At 55.9% G+C, this 18,024-nt stretch carries 19 protein-coding genes; 12 read left to right on the top strand and 7 right to left on the bottom strand.

Features of this window, described 5'->3' with window-relative positions; translation table 11 throughout:
* Positions 1-73 precede the first annotated feature (73 nt).
* The 3 genes from prs to lolB all read right to left on the bottom strand — a co-directional run bounded on the left by prs (position 74) and on the right by lolB (position 2,643).
* On the bottom strand, positions 74-1,021 hold the full coding sequence (gene prs, locus OGX93_RS04675) for a ribose-phosphate diphosphokinase (protein ID WP_001518537.1): 948 nt from the start codon (positions 1,019-1,021) through the stop codon (positions 74-76).
* 150 nt (positions 1,022-1,171) lie between these two features.
* Positions 1,172-2,023 (bottom strand): 4-(cytidine 5'-diphospho)-2-C-methyl-D-erythritol kinase, encoded by an 852-nt coding sequence (ispE, locus tag OGX93_RS04670; protein ID WP_012132155.1) that lies wholly within the window; start codon positions 2,021-2,023, stop codon positions 1,172-1,174.
* Positions 2,020-2,643 carry a lipoprotein insertase outer membrane protein LolB gene (gene lolB, locus OGX93_RS04665; protein ID WP_047463422.1) on the bottom strand — a complete coding sequence of 208 codons (624 nt, stop codon included), beginning with the start codon at positions 2,641-2,643 and terminating at the stop codon, positions 2,020-2,022. Before lolB ends, ispE begins: the two co-directional genes overlap by 4 nt.
* Before the next feature lie 262 nt (positions 2,644-2,905).
* Here lolB and hemA point away from each other — a divergent pair, with 262 nt between their 5' ends.
* Genes hemA through kdsA form a run of 6 tightly spaced genes read left to right on the top strand, consistent with a single transcriptional unit; the run spans position 2,906 to position 8,210 of the window.
* Complete coding sequence (hemA, locus tag OGX93_RS04660; RefSeq protein ID WP_012132157.1) at positions 2,906-4,162, top strand: glutamyl-tRNA reductase; 1,257 nt, start codon at positions 2,906-2,908, stop codon at positions 4,160-4,162.
* 40 nt (positions 4,163-4,202) lie between these two features.
* Positions 4,203-5,285, top strand: coding sequence for a peptide chain release factor 1 (gene prfA, locus OGX93_RS04655; RefSeq protein ID WP_012132158.1), 1,083 nt, complete (start codon positions 4,203-4,205; stop codon positions 5,283-5,285).
* On the top strand, positions 5,285-6,118 hold the full coding sequence (gene prmC / locus OGX93_RS04650; protein WP_286449579.1) for a peptide chain release factor N(5)-glutamine methyltransferase: 834 nt from the start codon (positions 5,285-5,287) through the stop codon (positions 6,116-6,118). The genes prfA and prmC overlap by 1 nt, the downstream gene beginning before the upstream one ends.
* Positions 6,115-6,507 carry an invasion regulator SirB2 gene (gene sirB2 / locus OGX93_RS04645; RefSeq protein ID WP_047463430.1) on the top strand — a complete coding sequence of 131 codons (393 nt, stop codon included), beginning with the start codon at positions 6,115-6,117 and terminating at the stop codon, positions 6,505-6,507. The genes prmC and sirB2 overlap by 4 nt, the downstream gene beginning before the upstream one ends.
* A 3-nt stretch (positions 6,508-6,510) precedes the next feature.
* On the top strand, positions 6,511-7,320 hold the full coding sequence (gene sirB1, locus OGX93_RS04640) for an invasion regulator SirB1 (protein ID WP_012132161.1): 810 nt from the start codon (positions 6,511-6,513) through the stop codon (positions 7,318-7,320).
* A gap of 35 nt (positions 7,321-7,355) precedes the next feature.
* Entirely contained in the window at positions 7,356-8,210 is an 855-nt protein-coding gene (gene kdsA / locus OGX93_RS04635) for a 3-deoxy-8-phosphooctulonate synthase (protein WP_012132162.1), read from the top strand.
* Between the two features lie 105 nt (positions 8,211-8,315).
* On the opposite strand, the gene chaA is transcribed toward kdsA, so the two are convergent.
* Positions 8,316-9,416, bottom strand: coding sequence for a sodium-potassium/proton antiporter ChaA (gene chaA, locus OGX93_RS04630; RefSeq protein ID WP_012132163.1), 1,101 nt, complete (start codon positions 9,414-9,416; stop codon positions 8,316-8,318).
* Between the two features lie 271 nt (positions 9,417-9,687).
* Between chaA and chaB the strand changes: the two genes are divergently transcribed.
* Positions 9,688-9,918, top strand: coding sequence for a putative cation transport regulator ChaB (chaB, locus tag OGX93_RS04625; protein WP_286449578.1), 231 nt, complete (start codon positions 9,688-9,690; stop codon positions 9,916-9,918).
* 168 nt (positions 9,919-10,086) lie between these two features.
* Positions 10,087-10,782 (top strand): gamma-glutamylcyclotransferase, encoded by a 696-nt coding sequence (locus OGX93_RS04620; RefSeq protein WP_049010648.1) that lies wholly within the window; start codon positions 10,087-10,089, stop codon positions 10,780-10,782.
* Positions 10,783-10,812: 30 nt separating this feature from the next.
* Here OGX93_RS04620 and OGX93_RS04615 read toward each other — a convergent pair whose 3' ends face one another.
* The 3 genes from OGX93_RS04615 to OGX93_RS04605 all read right to left on the bottom strand — a co-directional run bounded on the left by OGX93_RS04615 (position 10,813) and on the right by OGX93_RS04605 (position 13,567).
* A complete protein-coding gene (locus OGX93_RS04615; protein WP_012132167.1) occupies positions 10,813-11,058 on the bottom strand; it encodes a DUF1883 domain-containing protein in 246 nt (81 codons plus the stop codon).
* Between the two features lie 210 nt (positions 11,059-11,268).
* On the bottom strand, positions 11,269-13,053 hold the full coding sequence (locus OGX93_RS04610) for a methyl-accepting chemotaxis protein (RefSeq protein WP_286487775.1): 1,785 nt from the start codon (positions 13,051-13,053) through the stop codon (positions 11,269-11,271).
* A 160-nt stretch (positions 13,054-13,213) separates the two neighbouring features.
* Positions 13,214-13,567, bottom strand: coding sequence for a DsrE/DsrF/TusD sulfur relay family protein (locus OGX93_RS04605; protein ID WP_049010651.1), 354 nt, complete (start codon positions 13,565-13,567; stop codon positions 13,214-13,216).
* A gap of 74 nt (positions 13,568-13,641) precedes the next feature.
* On the opposite strand from OGX93_RS04605, the gene nasR reads away from it, so the two are divergent.
* The 4 genes from nasR to OGX93_RS04585 all read left to right on the top strand — a co-directional run bounded on the left by nasR (position 13,642) and on the right by OGX93_RS04585 (position 18,020).
* Positions 13,642-14,838, top strand: coding sequence for a nitrate regulatory protein NasR (gene nasR / locus OGX93_RS04600; RefSeq protein ID WP_286449576.1), 1,197 nt, complete (start codon positions 13,642-13,644; stop codon positions 14,836-14,838).
* Between the two features lie 240 nt (positions 14,839-15,078).
* Positions 15,079-16,338 carry a CmpA/NrtA family ABC transporter substrate-binding protein gene (locus tag OGX93_RS04595; RefSeq protein ID WP_286449575.1) on the top strand — a complete coding sequence of 420 codons (1,260 nt, stop codon included), beginning with the start codon at positions 15,079-15,081 and terminating at the stop codon, positions 16,336-16,338.
* A gap of 1 nt (position 16,339) precedes the next feature.
* The gene (ntrB, locus tag OGX93_RS04590; protein ID WP_012132174.1) at positions 16,340-17,221 is read left to right on the top strand and encodes a nitrate ABC transporter permease; all 882 of its coding nucleotides are present in this window, start codon (positions 16,340-16,342) and stop codon (positions 17,219-17,221) included.
* A 10-nt stretch (positions 17,222-17,231) separates the two neighbouring features.
* On the top strand, positions 17,232-18,020 hold the full coding sequence (locus tag OGX93_RS04585) for an ABC transporter ATP-binding protein (protein ID WP_286449574.1): 789 nt from the start codon (positions 17,232-17,234) through the stop codon (positions 18,018-18,020).
* Positions 18,021-18,024 lie beyond the last annotated feature (4 nt).

The raw sequence follows: 18,024 nt of genomic DNA, 5'->3' as shown, positions 1-18,024 counted from the left end.
GGAGGCATTGGTCATACAAATAAGAGTTACAGACAAAAAAACCCGCCGCAGCGGGTTTTTTAGCCGGGTTCGATTAGTGTTCGAACATAGCTGAAATGGATTCTTCGTTGCTGATACGACGAATCGCTTCGGCCAGCATACCCGACAGTGTCAACGTGCGCACGTTCGGCAGTGCTTTAATTTCATCGGTCAGTGGAATGGTGTCACAGACAACGACTTCATCAATCACCGAATTGCGCAGGTTGTTTGCCGCATTGCCTGAGAAAATCGGGTGAGTCGCGTAGGCGAATACGCGTTTGGCACCACGTTCTTTCAGTGCTTCTGCTGCTTTGCACAGCGTACCACCGGTATCGATCATATCATCAACCAGTACGCAGTCACGACCGGCAACGTCACCGATGATGTGCATCACCTGAGAAACGTTAGCGCGCGGACGACGTTTGTCGATGATCGCCATATCGGTATCGTTCAGCAGCTTAGCGATAGCGCGGGCACGCACAACGCCACCGATATCTGGAGAAACCACAATCGGGTTATCCAGGTTCAGTTGCAGCATATCTTCTAACAGAATTGGGCTACCGAATACGTTATCAACCGGAACGTCAAAGAAGCCCTGGATCTGTTCAGCATGCAGGTCAACGGTGAGAACGCGGTCAACGCCAACGCTGGACAGGAAGTCAGCGACGACTTTTGCGGTAATCGGTACACGAGCGGAACGTACACGACGGTCCTGACGCGCATAGCCAAAGTAAGGGATAACGGCGGTGATACGGCCTGCGGAAGCACGGCGCAGCGCATCGACCATAACAACCAATTCCATCAGGTTGTCGTTAGTAGGGGCACAAGTGGACTGGATGATGAAAATATCACCACCGCGTACATTTTCGTTAATTTGTACGCTGACTTCGCCGTCGCTAAAGCGACCTACAGCGGCGTCGCCGAGAGAAGTGTACAGGCGGTTGGCAATACGTTGTGCTAGTTCCGGGGTGGCGTTACCAGCAAAAAGCTTCATATCAGGCACGAGAAGAACCTCAGGCATGCGTCCATTGGTGGATAGAATCTGCCGAAAACTGTGCGGGCCAGGCAATATCCTATCCAGGCGGTGTATTAAAGAGCGCGATGCAACGTCTGGAACAGGGTGACGTTGTCACCGAAACTCAGCTTGCCCGGCTTAAAGCATGGCTTTTTGCAATGGAGAGAGGTTGACACCCTTCGCCACAAACGCATTGAGCCATTCCGGGGCTTGCTTAAGCACCTGACGAGCAGCGGATTCTGTATCGAATTCAGCAAAGACACAGGCCCCTGTACCAGTCAGGCGCGACGGCGCGTATTCTAACAGCCAGGAAAGCGCCGCATCAACCTCGCGAAAACGTTTTCTTGCGATAACCTCGCAATCATTGCCGAATTCACATTTTAATAACGTTTCTATTGACCTTTTTGGCGTGTTGCGCGGTAATTCGGGGTCCTTGAAAATAACCGGCGTGGGGATGCTTACTCCAGGGTGGGCAACCAGATACCACTTCTCCGGCGGGTCTACCGGCGTCAGGATTTCACCCACGCCCTCGGCGAAGGCCGCATGTCCACGGACAAACACCGGGACGTCCGCGCCCAGCGTTAAGCCTGTTTCCGCCAGTTCATCGACCGATAATCCGCACTGCCAGAGATGATTCAGCGCCACCAGAACGGTCGCCGCATTGGACGAGCCGCCCCCCAGACCGCCACCCATGGGCAAACGTTTCTCGATGCTGATATCCGCGCCGCTGCCTGCGGGCAAACGCCCGTGGGCGGACGCTGTCTTCATCAGCAACCGCGCCGCGCGGACGATCAGATTGTCGTCATTTTCGACGCCCTCGACAGGCGTCAAAAGATGAATTTCGCCGTCGCCGCGTGGCGTAATGCCGATCGTGTCGCCGTAATCAAGAAACTGGAACAGCGTTTGCAATGTGTGATAACCGTCCGCACGCTGTCCGGTGATGTATAAAAACAGATTCAGTTTTGCCGGAGATGGCCAGTGGGTCATCATTTTACAATCCAGTTATCCATCTTCAGTTTGATGCGCTGACCGCCGTCAGAGAGTTCCATATTTGCCGGCATGGCGGGCTGCGTTTTACTGTCGTATCCGCTGTATACCACTTTCCAGTTTTTACCGTCCTGGCGGTAGTTCACTTCGCTCAGGCGGTACTGGTCGTCGAGGGTGTAATCGGTGGCGTCGCCCGGCAGACCGAGAATCCACTGGCGTAAGCTGTTAAGCGGAATGGGCATCCCGGTCAGCTTGCCGATCATCTCTTCGGCGTCGTCGGCGGTGTAACGCTGCCCTTTATTGTCGACCAGTTGCACATTGCCCGGCTGGGCGTTCAGCTCCAGTTCGGTACTGCCCAGCGGATTGGTCAACAGCAGACGGTAGCGATCCTGACCGGTTTGCTGCCAGAAGAAGCGGGCATACACTTTCTGATCGTCGGAGATATAAGCAAACGCGCCACGCGTCTGATACTGATTCAACTTGCGCACGTCCTGCTGATGCTGACGCCACTGAGGGGAGTCGGGACTTTTGCCAGGACCTTTCGGCGCATTGATCGTACAGGCGGTGAGGACCAGGCTAGCCAGCGGAAGCAGGCGGATCAGGCGAAAATCAGGCAGGGTCATAGTGATGACGAATCCTTGTAATACGGTGCGATAATTGCCTGATGGCGCTATGCTTATCAGGCCGACAAACTGAACCCGTCGGTTGGTTGCAGTTATAACCCTTAATGCTAGCGCTGACCGGGTACATCGTCTACGTTCACGTTATCTTAATTTAAACAGTAAGCTATTACTCCAAAAGGAGGCTGTCTCTTTTATTGACCACGAGCATCCTGTATGATGCACCCAGTCTAACCTTATCAACGCTGGTACTATTCCCGCACACATGACCCTTTTAGCGCTCGGTATTAACCATAAAACGGCACCTGTATCGCTGCGAGAACGCGTAACGTTTTCGCCAGATACGCTCGATCAGGCGTTGGACAGCCTGCTTGCGCAGCCGATGGTGCAGGGCGGCGTGGTGTTGTCGACGTGCAACCGTACGGAGCTGTATCTCAGCGTTGAAGAACAGGATAACCTGCAAGAGGCGCTGATTCGTTGGTTATGTGATTACCATAATCTCAATGAAGACGACCTGCGCAATAGCCTCTACTGGCACCAGGACAACGACGCCGTCAGCCACCTGATGCGCGTCGCCAGCGGGCTGGACTCGCTGGTGCTGGGCGAACCGCAAATTCTCGGTCAGGTGAAAAAAGCGTTTGCGGATTCGCAAAAAGGCCATCTGCATGCCAGCGCGCTGGAACGCATGTTCCAGAAATCGTTTTCCGTCGCCAAACGCGTACGCACCGAAACAGACATCGGCGCCAGCGCCGTGTCCGTTGCTTTTGCCGCCTGTACGCTGGCGCGTCAAATTTTCGAATCCCTCTCTACGGTGACGGTGTTGCTGGTCGGGGCGGGTGAAACCATTGAACTGGTCGCGCGCCATCTGCGTGAACATAAAGTACAGAAAATGATCATCGCCAACCGCACCCGCGAACGTGCGCAAGTGCTGGCGGATGAAGTGGGAGCCGAGGTTATTTCGTTGAGCGACATCGACGAACGTCTGCGGGAAGCCGATATTATTATCAGCTCAACCGCCAGTCCGCTGCCGATTATCGGCAAAGGGATGGTGGAGCGCGCGTTAAAAAGCCGCCGTAACCAGCCGATGCTGTTGGTGGACATTGCCGTGCCGCGCGACGTGGAGCCGGAAGTCGGTAAACTGGCGAATGCCTATTTGTACAGCGTTGATGACCTGCAAAGCATCATTTCGCATAACCTGGCGCAGCGTAAAGCGGCGGCAGTGGAAGCCGAAACGATTGTCGCGCAGGAAGCCAGCGAATTTATGGCCTGGCTGCGCTCGCAAAGCGCCAGCGAGACCATCCGCGAATACCGTAGTCAATCAGAGCACGTACGCGATGAACTGACAGTTAAAGCGCTGGCAGCCCTTGAACAGGGCGGCGACGCGCAAGCCATTTTGCAGGATCTGGCATGGAAACTGACCAACCGCCTGATCCATGCGCCAACTAAATCTCTTCAACAGGCTGCCCGTGACGGGGATGACGAACGCCTGAATATTCTGCGCGACAGCCTCGGGCTGGAGTAGCAGCACACCAATCTATTTTTTACAGGGTGCATTTACGCCTATGAAGCCTTCTATCGTTGCCAAACTGGAAGCCCTGCACGAACGCCATGAAGAAGTTCAGGCGCTGTTGGGTGATGCGGGAACCATCGCAGACCAGGAACGCTTTCGCGCGCTGTCGCGTGAGTATGCGCAATTAAGCGATGTTTCTCGCTGTTTTACGGACTGGCAACAGGTTCAGGATGATATCGAAACGGCACAGATGATGCTCGACGATCCTGAAATGCGCGAGATGGCGCAGGATGAACTGCGCGAAGCCAAAGAAAAAGGTGAACAACTGGAGCAACAGTTGCAGGTTCTGCTGCTGCCAAAAGATCCCGATGACGAACGTAACGCTTTCCTCGAAGTGCGCGCCGGAACAGGCGGCGATGAAGCCGCGCTGTTCGCAGGTGATCTGTTCCGCATGTACAGCCGTTACGCTGAAGCGCGTCGCTGGCGAGTAGAGATCATGAGCGCCAGTGAAGGCGAGCATGGCGGCTATAAAGAGATCATCGCCAAAATCAGCGGCGATGGCGTTTACGGGCGACTCAAGTTTGAGTCCGGCGGCCATCGCGTTCAGCGCGTCCCGGCGACCGAATCGCAGGGGCGTATCCACACGTCCGCCTGTACCGTCGCCGTTATGCCGGAACTACCGGAGGCCGAACTGCCGGATATTAACCCGGCTGATTTACGTATCGACACCTTCCGCTCTTCGGGCGCGGGCGGTCAGCACGTTAACACCACCGACTCCGCAATTCGTATTACGCACTTACCGACCGGTATTGTGGTGGAGTGCCAGGACGAACGTTCACAGCATAAAAACAAAGCGAAGGCGCTGTCGGTGCTTGGGGCGCGCATCCATGCCGCAGAAACGGCGAAGCGTCAGCAGGCTGAAGCCTCAACCCGGCGTAACCTGTTAGGCAGCGGCGACCGCAGCGATCGCAACCGTACCTATAACTTCCCGCAGGGTCGCGTGACGGATCATCGTATTAACCTGACCCTCTACCGTCTGGATGAGGCGATGGAGGGGAAACTGGACATGCTCATTGAGCCGATTGTTCAGGAACATCAGGCCGACCAACTGGCGGCGTTGTCCGAGCAGGAATAATGGATTACCAGCACTGGTTGCGTGAGGCGATAAGCCGCTTACAGGAGAGTGAAAGCCCCCGACGTGATGCCGAGATTTTGCTGGGCCACGTTACCGGTAAGGCGCGCACCTTTATTCTGGCATTTGGCGAAACGGCGCTGACCGACACGCAGCGTGAGCAACTGGCGCAGTTGCTGGCGCGTCGTCAGCGCGGCGAACCGGTCGCACACCTGACTGGCATGCGCGAGTTCTGGTCACTGCCGCTGTTTGTCTCGCCCGCTACGCTGATTCCGCGCCCGGACACCGAATGTCTGGTCGAGCAGGCGCTGGCGCGTCTGCCTGATTCGCCGTGTCGGATTCTCGACCTCGGCACCGGAACCGGCGCGATTGCGCTGGCGCTGGCGACAGAGCGACCGGACTGCGAAGTCACGGCGGTAGACCGTATGCCAGACGCCGTGGCGCTGGCTGGCCGTAATGCGCAACATCTGGCGATTCACAATGTTCGCATATTGCAAAGCGACTGGTTCGCGGCGTTGCCGGGGCAGCAATTTGACATTATCGTCAGCAACCCTCCGTATATTGATGCGCATGATCCCCATCTCGCGCAGGGCGATGTGCGTTTTGAACCGCTGTCGGCGCTGGTCGCAGACGATAACGGCATGGCGGATATCACGCACATTATCGCGCAGGCGCGCCATGCGCTGGCGCCGGGGGGGTATCTGTTGCTGGAGCACGGCTGGCAGCAAGGGGCGGCGGTCAGAACCGCGTTGACGCAGGCGGGGTACGTTCAGGTTGAGACCTGCCGTGATTATGGCGACAACGAACGAATCACGCTTGGGCGGATCGCGCCATGAATACATTTACGCTGCTGCTGGGCGTCCATCTGACCAGCGTTACGCTTTCCGTTAGCCTGTTCGTGCTGCGTTTCTGGTGGCGCTATACCCGCCATGCGCTGGCATCCGCACGCTGGACGCGGGTTGTCCCGCCGATTATTGACACCGTTTTGCTGCTTAGCGGAGCGGGGTTGATCATAAAAACGCACATCCTGCCATTCACCGAACAGGGGACATGGCTGACTGAGAAGTTGTTTGGCGTTATCATCTACATCGTTTTGGGTTTTATTGCGCTTGATTATCGTCAGGCGCGCAGTCAGCAGGCGCGCGTTATCGCCTTCCCGCTGGCGCTGGTGGTGCTGTACATCATCATTAAACTCGCCACCACAAAAATACCGTTACTGGGGTAAGTCATGAGGTCGTTAGCTGATTTCGAATTTAATAAAGCGCCACTGTGCGATGGGATGATCCTGGCATCGGAATCGATCCGCCTGGATTTTCCGACGCAAGCGGTCTATGACGAACTGGAACGTCTGGCCAGTCTGGCGCATGAAGAAATTAGCCAGCTCCTGTCTCAGGATGAGCAACTGGAAAAATTGCTGGCACTTTTTTATGGCGAGTGGGGGTTCAGAGATACCCACGGCGTCTACCGTCTTTCTGATGCATTATGGCTCGATCAGGTTCTGAAAAACCGCCAGGGGAGCGCGGTATCGTTAGGCGCAATCTTATTGTGGCTGGCTCACCGGCTGGGTCTCCCATTGGTGCCGGTCATTTTCCCGACCCAGTTGATTCTGCGTATTGAATCGCTGGAGGGGGAAATGTGGCTGATCAACCCATTTAACGGCGAAACGCTCGATGAGCATACGCTGGAAGTCTGGCTGAAGGGCAATATTAGCCCGGTCGCTGAACTGTTTAACGAAGATCTGGATGAGGCGGATAACGCTGAGGTCATTCGCAAGTTGCTGGATACGCTGAAATCTTCCTTGATGGAAGAGCGGCAAATGGAACTGGCGTTGCGCGCCAGCGAAGCGTTACTGCAATTTAACCCGGAAGACCCCTACGAGATCCGCGACCGGGGGCTGATTTATGCGCAACTGGAGTGTGAACATGTTGCGTTGACGGATTTAAGTTATTTTGTTGAACAGTGTCCAGAAGACCCGATCAGCGAAATGATTCGTGCGCAGATTAATACCATTGCGCACAAGCAAATTGTTTTGCATTAATTAATCGACATTTTACCCATGGTTAAGGCGATCCTATGAAACAAAAAGTGGTTAGCATTGGCGACATCAACGTGGCAAATGACCTGCCGTTTGTGCTGTTTGGCGGTATGAACGTGCTGGAATCACGCGATCTGGCGATGCGTATCTGTGAACACTACGTAACCGTGACCCAGAAGCTGGGTATTCCTTATGTGTTCAAAGCCTCTTTTGATAAAGCCAACCGTTCCTCTATTCACTCTTACCGTGGCCCGGGTCTGGAAGAAGGGATGAAGATTTTCCAGGAACTGAAACAAACGTTTGGTGTGAAAGTGATCACCGACGTTCATGAAGCCAGTCAGGCGCAGCCTGTCGCTGACGTGGTGGATGTCATTCAGCTTCCGGCATTCCTCGCTCGCCAGACCGACCTGGTGGAAGCGATGGCAAAAACCGGCGCGGTCATTAACGTGAAAAAACCGCAGTTCGTCAGCCCTGGTCAGATGGGCAATATCGTGGACAAATTCCACGAAGGCGGCAACGATAAAGTGATCCTGTGCGATCGCGGTGCGAACTTCGGCTACGACAACCTGGTTGTTGATATGCTGGGCTTTAGCGTGATGAAGAAAGTTTCCGGTAACTCGCCTGTTATTTTCGACGTCACCCATGCGTTGCAGTGCCGCGACCCGTTTGGCGCCGCGTCTGGCGGTCGTCGCGCGCAGGTTACTGAACTGGCGCGCGCCGGTATGGCGGTAGGTCTGGCCGGTCTGTTCATTGAAGCGCACCCGGACCCGGAGCATGCGAAATGTGACGGTCCGTCCGCGCTGCCGTTAGCGAAGCTGGAACCGTTCCTGAAGCAAATTAAAGCGATTGACGATCTGGTGAAAAGCTTCGGCGAGCTGGATACCGAACACTAAGCGGGGATGATGTGTGCCGGAGGGCGTCTGACGCCGTATCCGGCCTACAATAAACGCGGTTTCGTAAGCCCGGAAAGCGTAAACGCTACCGGGCTTTTTTGTCCGTCAGGCAAAAATGGTCATCAGGTAAGCGATAAACAGAGCCAGATGCGCCGCGCCGTTCAACACATTGGTTCGCCCGGTCGAGAAGGAAATGTGGCACAGCACCAGTGAGGCCACCATTACCACCATCTCCGGGGCGCCCAAACCGAAGAGCAGGTCATTTCCGGTAGCCCATGCAATCAGCGTCACCACCGGTACGGTCAGGGAGATGGTTGCCAGTACCGAACCAAAGAACAGGTTCATGGCTCGCTGTACCTGGTTATTCAACACCGCTTTCAGCGCGCCCAGCCCTTCAGGGGAGAGGATCAGCAAGGCCACGAGGAAACCGGTAAATGCCACTGGCGCATTCAGTTCGGTTAACAGTGTCTCCAGTGGATTGGCGTTCATTTTCGTCACGGCGATAACGGCAATCAGATGTACGATCAGCCATACAGCGTGCCAGATGTTGCTGTGCGCGGACGGTTTGCCGTGGTGCGGGTCATCGTCATCACTTTCATCTTCATGCTCGTAAACGAATAAACTCTGGTGCGTTTTTGTCTGAATCAGCAGGAAAACGCCGTACATCGCGGCGGAAATAAGCGCCACTAACAGCGCCTGAGCCGTAGTAAAATTCGCCCCTGGCAGCGCCATAGGGAAGACCAGTACGATAATCGCCAGCGGAAACAGGGCAATTAAATACTGTTTAATGCCAAACAGGTTCATATATTGCGTGGCGAATTTACGACCGCCAAGCAGCAGAGAAAAACCGACCAGTCCGCCAGTTACAATCATGATGATTGAATAGAGCGTGTCGCGCATCAGCGTTGGCGCGGCGTCGCCGGTGGCCATCAATGCGGAAATTAAACTCACTTCCAGAATAACGACAGAAAGACTTAAGATCAGGGAACCGTAGGGTTCGCCGAGTCGGTGCGCTAATACATCCGCATGGCGGACAACGCTGAAAGCGCTGCTTAAAATACCAATAAGGGCAAGTATATTAATACCGATGACCACTGGTAGTGACTGACTGCTTCCCCATAAGAACAGCACCACCAGTGCCAGAACCGGGAAAATAAGCGAGGTCTCCTTGTGGCGGGTTTTCACCGCCTCATGTGCGTGTGTCATTATGATTCTCCATCTCCGCAGGTGTTTTTAATTATAAATGTATTAAAGATTGTAAAAAATAACAGAAATCGCGGCTTCATCATTGTGTTTTTACGTAATTTTACGGCATGGGCTATTTTTCCCCGCAGAGTGAATAAAAAAGTACGTCTTGTTTAGAGAGTATATGAATAACAGTGGGTTAGTGACAAATAAAAAGTAAAATAGCACCCGACTGGCGAGACAAAACATTGTTGACCACACTAAAGGTTTACAGCAAAAAGAGGAGTCAGCAATGCCTTATAAAACGAAAAGCGATTTGCCGGAAAGCGTGCAGAATGTGCTGCCTGCGCACGCGCAGGATGTCTATAAAGAGGCGTTTAATAGCGCCTGGGAACAATATAAAGATAAAGCGGACAGACGTGACGACGCCAGCCGGGAGGAGACCGCGCATAAGGTTGCCTGGGCTGCCGTCAAAAATGATTACCAAAAAGGGGACGATGATAAGTGGCATAAAAAGCGCTGATCGTCTTCATTTCAGATCAGGCAAATGATGCGCGTTGAGCGTCTGCTGCCTTGCAAGCGGCGATTGAATTGCATATTGTCCTGTTAGTGGTTTCAAAATGAGCAGTTAAAATGCCCGGAAGGCGTCAAAAAAGTGTTGCAGGGAAGTTTGCAGTGGCGGAGGTGTAAGGTGTTAACGCGTGATTTTTTACTGAATGCCGATTGTAAAACGGCGTTTGGCGCTATTGAAGAATCACTACTTTGGTCAGCAGAACAACGGGCTGCTTCACTGGCGGCGACGCTTGCCTGTAGGCCCGATGATGGACCGGTGTGGATCTTCGGTTATGGATCGTTGATGTGGAATCCAGCGTTAGAATTTGACGAGTCCTGTACCGGTACGCTGGTCGGCTGGCACCGGGCGTTTTGTCTGCGTCTGACGGCAGGGCGTGGAACGGCGTGCCAGCCCGGACGGATGCTGGCGCTGAAAGAGGGCGGGCGAACTACTGGCGTGGCTTATAAACTGCCGGAGAACGCGCTGGAGCAGGAGCTGACGCTGCTGTGGAAGCGGGAAATGATTACCGGCTGCTATCTTCCCACCTGGTGCCAGCTGGCGCTGGATGATGGCCGGACGGTCAATGCGCTGGTGTTTATTATGGACCCGCGACACCCGCTGTATGAGTCGGATACTCGCGCTCAGATTATCGCGCCGCTGATCGCTGCCGCCAGTGGGCCGTTGGGCACCAACGCGCAATATCTGTTCTCGCTGGAACAGGAGCTTGCCAGACTGGGGATGCGGGACGATTGTCTGAACGATCTGGTGGCGAAAGTCAGAGGCTTGTTAGGCGAGAATCAGCCGGAAAGGGGATTCAACCCCGGATTTGCCTGAGCGTTGCCCCTGAATCCAGGGGCAAAAACATCAGGCTGCGATATAACTGATGGAGTGTTCCAGTGACTGGCTGTGGCTGTCGATCAGCACGTTCCAGACACCGGTGTACGGTACGGTCAGCCAGGCATTATCACGGTTCTGCACGCTTAAAATATCGGTCTGCGTGTCTTTGACGTGTTTTTTCTCGCTCATTAAATGGATGTGGCAGCGTTCAGAACAACGCACTATCACCGTATCCCCACCAAACAATTTCAAACTTGCTTTCACTAATGCCATTTTTCACCCCGTTCTTGAAAACAACGTACTCCCTTGCGGAAGTGCTGCGTGATGTTGTTCACATTTCACTCACTGCATAACACCAAAGGGTGAGCTCACGGATGCTGATTTTGATCAAAAAATGGCATAACCATTAAACAAAAATGACAAAATGCCTGAAAATCATTGAAAGGGCGTGGTAACTTTCGACAAAAACACGCCCTTATAAGATTAAATTCGGAAATGCCCGGCAGTTTCAGCCAGCTCGCCTGCCTGGCTCTGCAAGGCGCCTGCGGCGGCGGCAGACTGCACCACCAGTTCAGCGTTCTGTTGCACCATGCGATCAAGGTGGTTCACGGAGTGATTTATTTCCTGAATGCCTTTCATCTGCTCACTGGTGGCGATGCTGATTTCATGCATGATGCCGGAGACATGGCCGATGCTGGACAGGATCTCCTGCATACTTTCTCCGGCCAGATGAACATAACGTGAACCTGTCGCGACGCTGGTGGTTGTGGAGTCGATCAACGATTTAATCTCTTTTGCCGCCTGCGCGCTGCGGCTGGCAAGGTTGCGCACTTCACCCGCGACAACGGCAAACCCGCGGCCTTGCTCTCCCGCCCGGGCGGCTTCGACCGAAGCATTCAGCGCCAGAATATTGGTCTGGAACGCAATGCCGTCGATCACGCTGGTGATATCGCCGATTTTCGCCGATGCCCCTTCAATGGATTGCATTGTCGTGATTGCCTGCGAGACCACGTCGCCGCCGCGCGTGGCGGCCTGTGAGGCTTTTTGCGCCTGATCGTTGGCTTCGGCGGCAGATTCCGTGGACTGGGCGACCGATGCGGTGATTTGCTCAACGGCGCTGGCGGTTTCACGCAGGCTGGAGGCGGCCTGCTCGGTACGGCCTGAAAGGTCGCGGTTACCGGCGGCAATCTCCTGCGCGGCCATTTTCACCGAGGCGCTGGCATCGCGTAGCTGTACCATTACCACGGACAGCTTATCGCTAAAACCGTTAAACGCCCTGGCGATTTGTGCGACCTCGTCCGTGCCGCTGTCCGGCAAACGTTGAGACAAATCGTTCGTCCCGTTGGCAATGGCATGCATCGCGTCGCGGATCGTGGACAGACGCTTCATCAGGCGAGCCACCAGAAGGTGCATCACTGCGCCGCCCGCGAGAACCAACAGCAGCAGGGACAGGGTGGACGCCTTCAGCAGCGCCAGCATGCCGGAGGTTGCCTCTTTTTCGTCTAACGCCACGACCAGCCACCAGTGGGTTCCTTGCACCGGCGTCGCCAGCAGCGTTTTACTACTCTCGCCGATCAGCGCCTGAACAGGGTGTCCGCTTTTTACCTGATTGAAATCCACGCCGCTGACGATCTGCGCGAAAGGTTTCATCGTCAGCGCCGGATCGTTGGCGGCGATGAGCGTTCCGTTTTGGTCGAGCAACATACCGCTGCTGGCGGGCGTCGGTCGAATACCGTGTACATTCGCCACGACGGCATCCATCGCGACATCACCGGCGACCACCGCTTTCAGTTCGCCGTTCTCTTTCACCGGAACGGCGAACGTTACCACCAGCTTGCCGGTTCCGGCATCAACATAGGGGGCCGTAACGACGGCAGCGTCAGCGCTGACAACCTGTTGATACCAGGGACGTAACGTCGGATCGAAATCTGGCGGTATGCCTGCCGGGTCGGAGAATTTTGCTGTTTTGCTGGCATACCCGACATAGATATTCGTAAAGCCGCCGCCCAGCGCCATTTGACGAAATACCGGCACCGGATCGTCGGTTAGCGCCGCCTGCTGCAACGAGGAAATCATATTCATTTTGCTGCTAACCCAGTCGGCAATCGCCAGACTGTGGCTGGCGCTGGTACTGATGAGCGTATCCTGCTGCGCTTGTCGGTTATCGAGACGCGTTACCTGAAGGTTAATCAGCGTGTTAAGGAGGAGGGCGACAACCAGACATACCGTTGTCGCCGCAATAATACGGGCGCGAATTGAGCTGAACATAGTATTTCCTTCAGTGTGGTATTGGAAATCCTATCGGCTACCGGGCGGCGATTCTTGAGGCTGCAACCGCGTCCATAAGAAAATAGTATCAGCAGGGCTAAATGCGCGTTAAGCGCTAATGAAGGTGCGCGGAAACCAGGGGCAATTCCCGCGCCGGGGATCAGAAGGTCAGAACTTTATCCGCCGCCAGCGTCCACTGGGCCAGTTCGACCAGCGTACCGACTTCCACGCCGTCAATGAGCGGCAATGTGGTGATTCCCCGCCCGTCGGTACAGGTTTTACACAGTTTCACCGGGACGTTCTGCGCGGTCAGGATCTCCAGCATTTGCTGGATATTGTAACCTTCCGCAGGCTTCTGTCCGCGTAATCCTGCGGTGACGGCATCCGACATTAAAAATAAACGCAGGTCGAGGTCGCCGGCCTGTTCACGTAGCGCAATGGCCAGACGCAGGCTGTTAAATAACGCTTCGCTACCGTATGCCGCACCGTTTGCGACGATCACTATCTTTTGCATTTTGACTCCTGTTGTCAGGGGGGCATGGATATTGCTTGTAGTTACGGGTAGACCTGTTACCCGGGAGAGCAACGATGATGACGAATATGGAAAGCCGCCCCGGCGCCACCCAATGGTTTCATTATGCGCGCCAGCTTGAGAATACGCAGCTTCGCCAACTGGCGCAGTCAGGGAAACTGGTGTCCCGGATTAGCCATCTGGTGCATATGCTACAGTGCGAACGCGGCGCATCCAACATCTGGTTGTGTTCCGCAGGGCAACTTTATGGGCCGGAGATACGCGCCAGCCGCGCGCTGGTGGACGAAGAACACGCCCGGTTGCAGTCCCTGTTGCAGGAGATGAGGCCGATGGCGAACAGCGCGCTCTGTCATCGCATCGCCGGGGCTGTCTGGTGTCTGGAGCAGTTGCCGCAGCTGCGCGAAGCGGTCAGTGGACGGCATAGCGATGCGCCACAGGCGATGGAGCAGTACAGCCGCACGCTGCGCCACCTGTTAAGCATTGTGCCGCAGCTTAACGACAACATCGACCATCCCCACATCGCCGGAGGGATGGTCGCGCTGTACAGCTTTATGCAGGGTAAGGAGCTGGTGGGGCAAGAGCGGGCGCTGGGGGCGATAGGGTTTACGCAAGGGGCGTTCAGCCACGAGATGCGACAGGAACTGGTGGATCGCATTGACGGACAGCAGCTCTGCTTTGACACCTTTATATCGCTGGCGTCACCGGCGGTGGTTCACGCATTTCGCCGACAGTGCGAAGCGGAAGCCGCTATCGAACAGTGGCGCCGTCTGGCCTGTACGCGCCAGCCTGCGCCCGATAAGGGCGAAAGCGCTTTACGCTGGTTCACGCTCCAGACGCAACGGCTGGAGCAACTGCGCAGCATCGAGGAGATGCTGATCGCCGAGTTAATGTCTGCGGTGGAGCGCCGTCTGGCGCAGGATGAGACAACGTTGCCGCTCGCCAGCTGGCTGGATGATGCCACCGACGATACGTTCTCATTGCGCCGGGATAAGCAGTTGCTGCTGGTTGTGCGGCAACAGGCGCGGGAGCTGGAGCAGCTCAGCGGGCAGCTGGCGTCGCTACAGGATGCGCTGGAGGAGCGAAAGGTTATTGATAAGGCCAAATATGTGCTGATGCATCACCAGAATCTGTCTGAAGAGCAGGCCTGGCAGTCGCTGCGCAAAATGGCGATGGATAAGAACCAGCGGATGGTGGACATCGCGCGTGCGCTGCTCACGGTGAAATCGCTCTGGCAGGTGACAACCAAAGGGTAGCTGCACAACGGCTGGGCATCGTGTGCCAGATTCGGGTGCAAGCGCGTTCGCGTACCGCCTGAAAAGCGGCGGAATAGGGGCATGTTGATGTTGGCATCTGAATTGCAGGACTGAAATGGTGAAAGAGTTCTGAAAACAGTTTAGCGGCAAACCAACGACGGTTTGCGCGCGTTTGGGATAAAGGCGTCCTGCAATGCTTCGGCATTGCCGGGCGCTTTTTTTTTGCAATGGGGAGCATGTATGGGTGACAGGTCTGTTTCATTGACGCGACGTCGATTATTGCAGGCAGGGGCCGCGATGGGCGGGGCGCTGCTGGTACCCGGTTTGATGCAGTCCGTGTGGGCGGCAGGGTCGGACAAACCCGAACTTGAAACCGTCAGAGTCGGCTTTATTCCGCTCACCGACTGCGCGCCGCTGATCATCGCCGCGTTGAAAGGGTTTGATAAGAAATACGGCATTACCCTTGTGCCGACCAAAGAGGCCAGTTGGGCGGCGGTGCGCGACAAACTCGTTTCCGGCGAACTGGACGCGGCGCATGTGCTGTATGGCCTGCTCTATGGTCTTGAGCTTGGTATTGCCAGTAAGCCACAGCCGATGGCGAACCTGATGACGCTAAATCAGAACGGGCAGGCAATCACGCTGTCGACGGCGCTTCAGGAGAAAGGCATTACCGACGCTGGCGGATTGAAAAACATGATCGCCGAACAAGCGCCCGGCACTTACACCTTTGCGCATACTTTTCCGACCGGAACGCATGCGATGTGGCTCTATTACTGGCTGGCCAGCGCGGGTATTGACCCGTTCTCTGATGTCCGAATGGTCGTCGTGCCGCCGCCGCAAATGGTGATGAACATGCGTATTGGCAACATGGTGGGTTTTTGCGTCGGTGAACCGTGGAATGCCCGTGCGATTAATGATCGCATTGGTTTTACCGCCACGACCTCACAGGCCATCTGGCCCGATCACCCGGAAAAAATCCTGGGAACGCGCCGTGACTGGGTCGAACAGCATCCAAACACCGCCAGAGCGCTGGTCAGCGCGGTACTGGAGGCGGCGCGCTGGATCGACGCCTCAGTGGAAAACCGACGCGAAACCGCACAAATACTGGCCCGTCGCGCCTGGCTTAATACCAAAGAGCAGTACCTGACCGGACGTATGTTGGGCGAGTACGACAACGGCGCAGGGCATCGCTGGCAGGACGCGCACGCCATTCGTTTTTATCACGATGCGGAAGTGAGTTTTCCGTGGCATTCCGACGGGATGTGGTTCCTGACGCAGTTCCGTCGCTGGGGGCTGCTCAAGGACGCGCCGGATTATAACGCCATCGCCGCCCGGATTAACCGCACGGACATCTGGCGGGACGCCGCCGCAGCGGTAGGCGGCATCACGCCGCCTTCTCAGCTGTTACGCACCAGCACCCTCATGGATGGTTCCGTATGGACCGGGCGGGACCCCGAACGTTACGCCAACAGCTTCACTCTCCATCATCAAGGGGCCTGACATGAAAACAGTACAAAACGCGCAAAGACGCATTCCTGAACCCGCCGCCGGTGAAGTGATTACGCTGCCGCCCGTTACGGTGCGCAGGCGTAATCCGCCGCTGTCGCATCTGATGCGAACGCTGGCGCAGCGAACCGTTCCCGCATTGCTGGGGCTGGCGCTGCTGGTGGTGGGCTGGCAACTGGCGGCCATTAACAGCAAAGGCTTCCCGACGCCGCTCAGCACCCTTGATTCCGCGCTGACGCTGTTTGCCGACCCGTTTTATAACGGTGGGCCTAATGATATGGGGATTGGCTGGAATGTGCTGGCGTCGCTACAGCGTGTGGCGATTGGTTTTGGGCTGGCGGCGCTGGTGGGTATCCCGCTTGGCTTCCTGATCGGCCGGTTCACCTTTTTCTCGCGCATGTTTACCCCGCTGATCGCGCTGCTGCGACCGGTCAGCCCGCTGGCCTGGTTGCCAATTGGCTTGCTGCTGTTTCAGAAAGCGGAACCGGCATCAAGCTGGACTATTTTTATCTGCTCTATCTGGCCGATGGTGATCAACACCGCCGAAGGCGTGCGCCGCATCCCACAGGATTACCTTAACGTTGCCCGTGTCCTGCAACTCCCGGAATGGACGGTGATGCGCCGTATTCTCTTTCCGGCGGTTCTGCCTGCGGTGCTGACCGGCGTGCGCCTGTCTATCGGCATCGCCTGGCTGGTGATTGTGGCGGCGGAAATGCTCACCGGCGGCCTTGGCATTGGCTTTTGGATCTGGAACGAGTGGAACAACCTCAATGTGGAAAACATTCTCATCGCTATCGTCATCATCGGCGTGGTTGGCCTGCTGCTGGAGCAGGGCTTAATGCTGGTGGCGCGTCGTTTTAGCTGGCAGGAAAAATAAGGGGAACACCATGAAACCGTTAATTCAGGTACAGGCTGTCAGTCAGCGTTTTTCTACCGCCAGCGGCGAATTTCTGGCGTTGCAAAACGTCTCTTTCGACATTCATGAAGGTGAAACCGTCAGCCTTATTGGGCATTCCGGCTGCGGGAAATCGACGCTGTTGAATCTGATTGCCGGAATTACGCTCCCTACCGACGGGGGGCTTATTTGCGACAACCGGGAAATCGCCGGGCCGGGGCCGGAAAGGGCGGTGGTCTTTCAGAATCACTCGCTGCTGCCGTGGCTGACCTGCTTCGATAACGTTGCGCTGGCGGTTGATCGGGTCTTTCGCCGCACGATGGGGAAAACAGAGCGTCGGGAATGGATTGAACACAATCTTGAACGGGTGCAAATGGGGCACGCCATGCACAAGCATCCGGGAGAAGTGTCCGGGGGGATGAAGCAGCGCGTCGGCATCGCCCGGGCGCTGGCGATGAAACCCAAAGTGCTGCTGATGGATGAACCGTTTGGCGCGCTGGACGCCCTGACGCGCGCGCATTTGCAGGACACGGTGATGCAAATCCAGCAGTCGCTCAATACCACCATTGTGCTGATTACCCACGATGTGGATGAAGCGGTGCTGCTCTCCGATCGCGTGCTGATGATGACCAACGGCCCGGCGGCGACGGTAGGCGACATTTTGCCCGTCACGCTCCCCCGCCCGCGTAATCGCGTGCAGCTGGCTGACGACAGCCGATACCACCAGTTGCGCCAGCAGATTTTTCACTTCCTCTACGAAAAGCAGCCGAAGGCGGCGTAGGGAG

Origin of the sequence: Citrobacter sp. CK195, assembly GCF_030333365.1 — a bacterium.
Taxonomy (GTDB): Bacteria; Pseudomonadota; Gammaproteobacteria; order Enterobacterales; family Enterobacteriaceae; genus Citrobacter_B; species Citrobacter_B koseri.
This window is presented reverse-complemented; position numbering and strand designations above follow the sequence as displayed.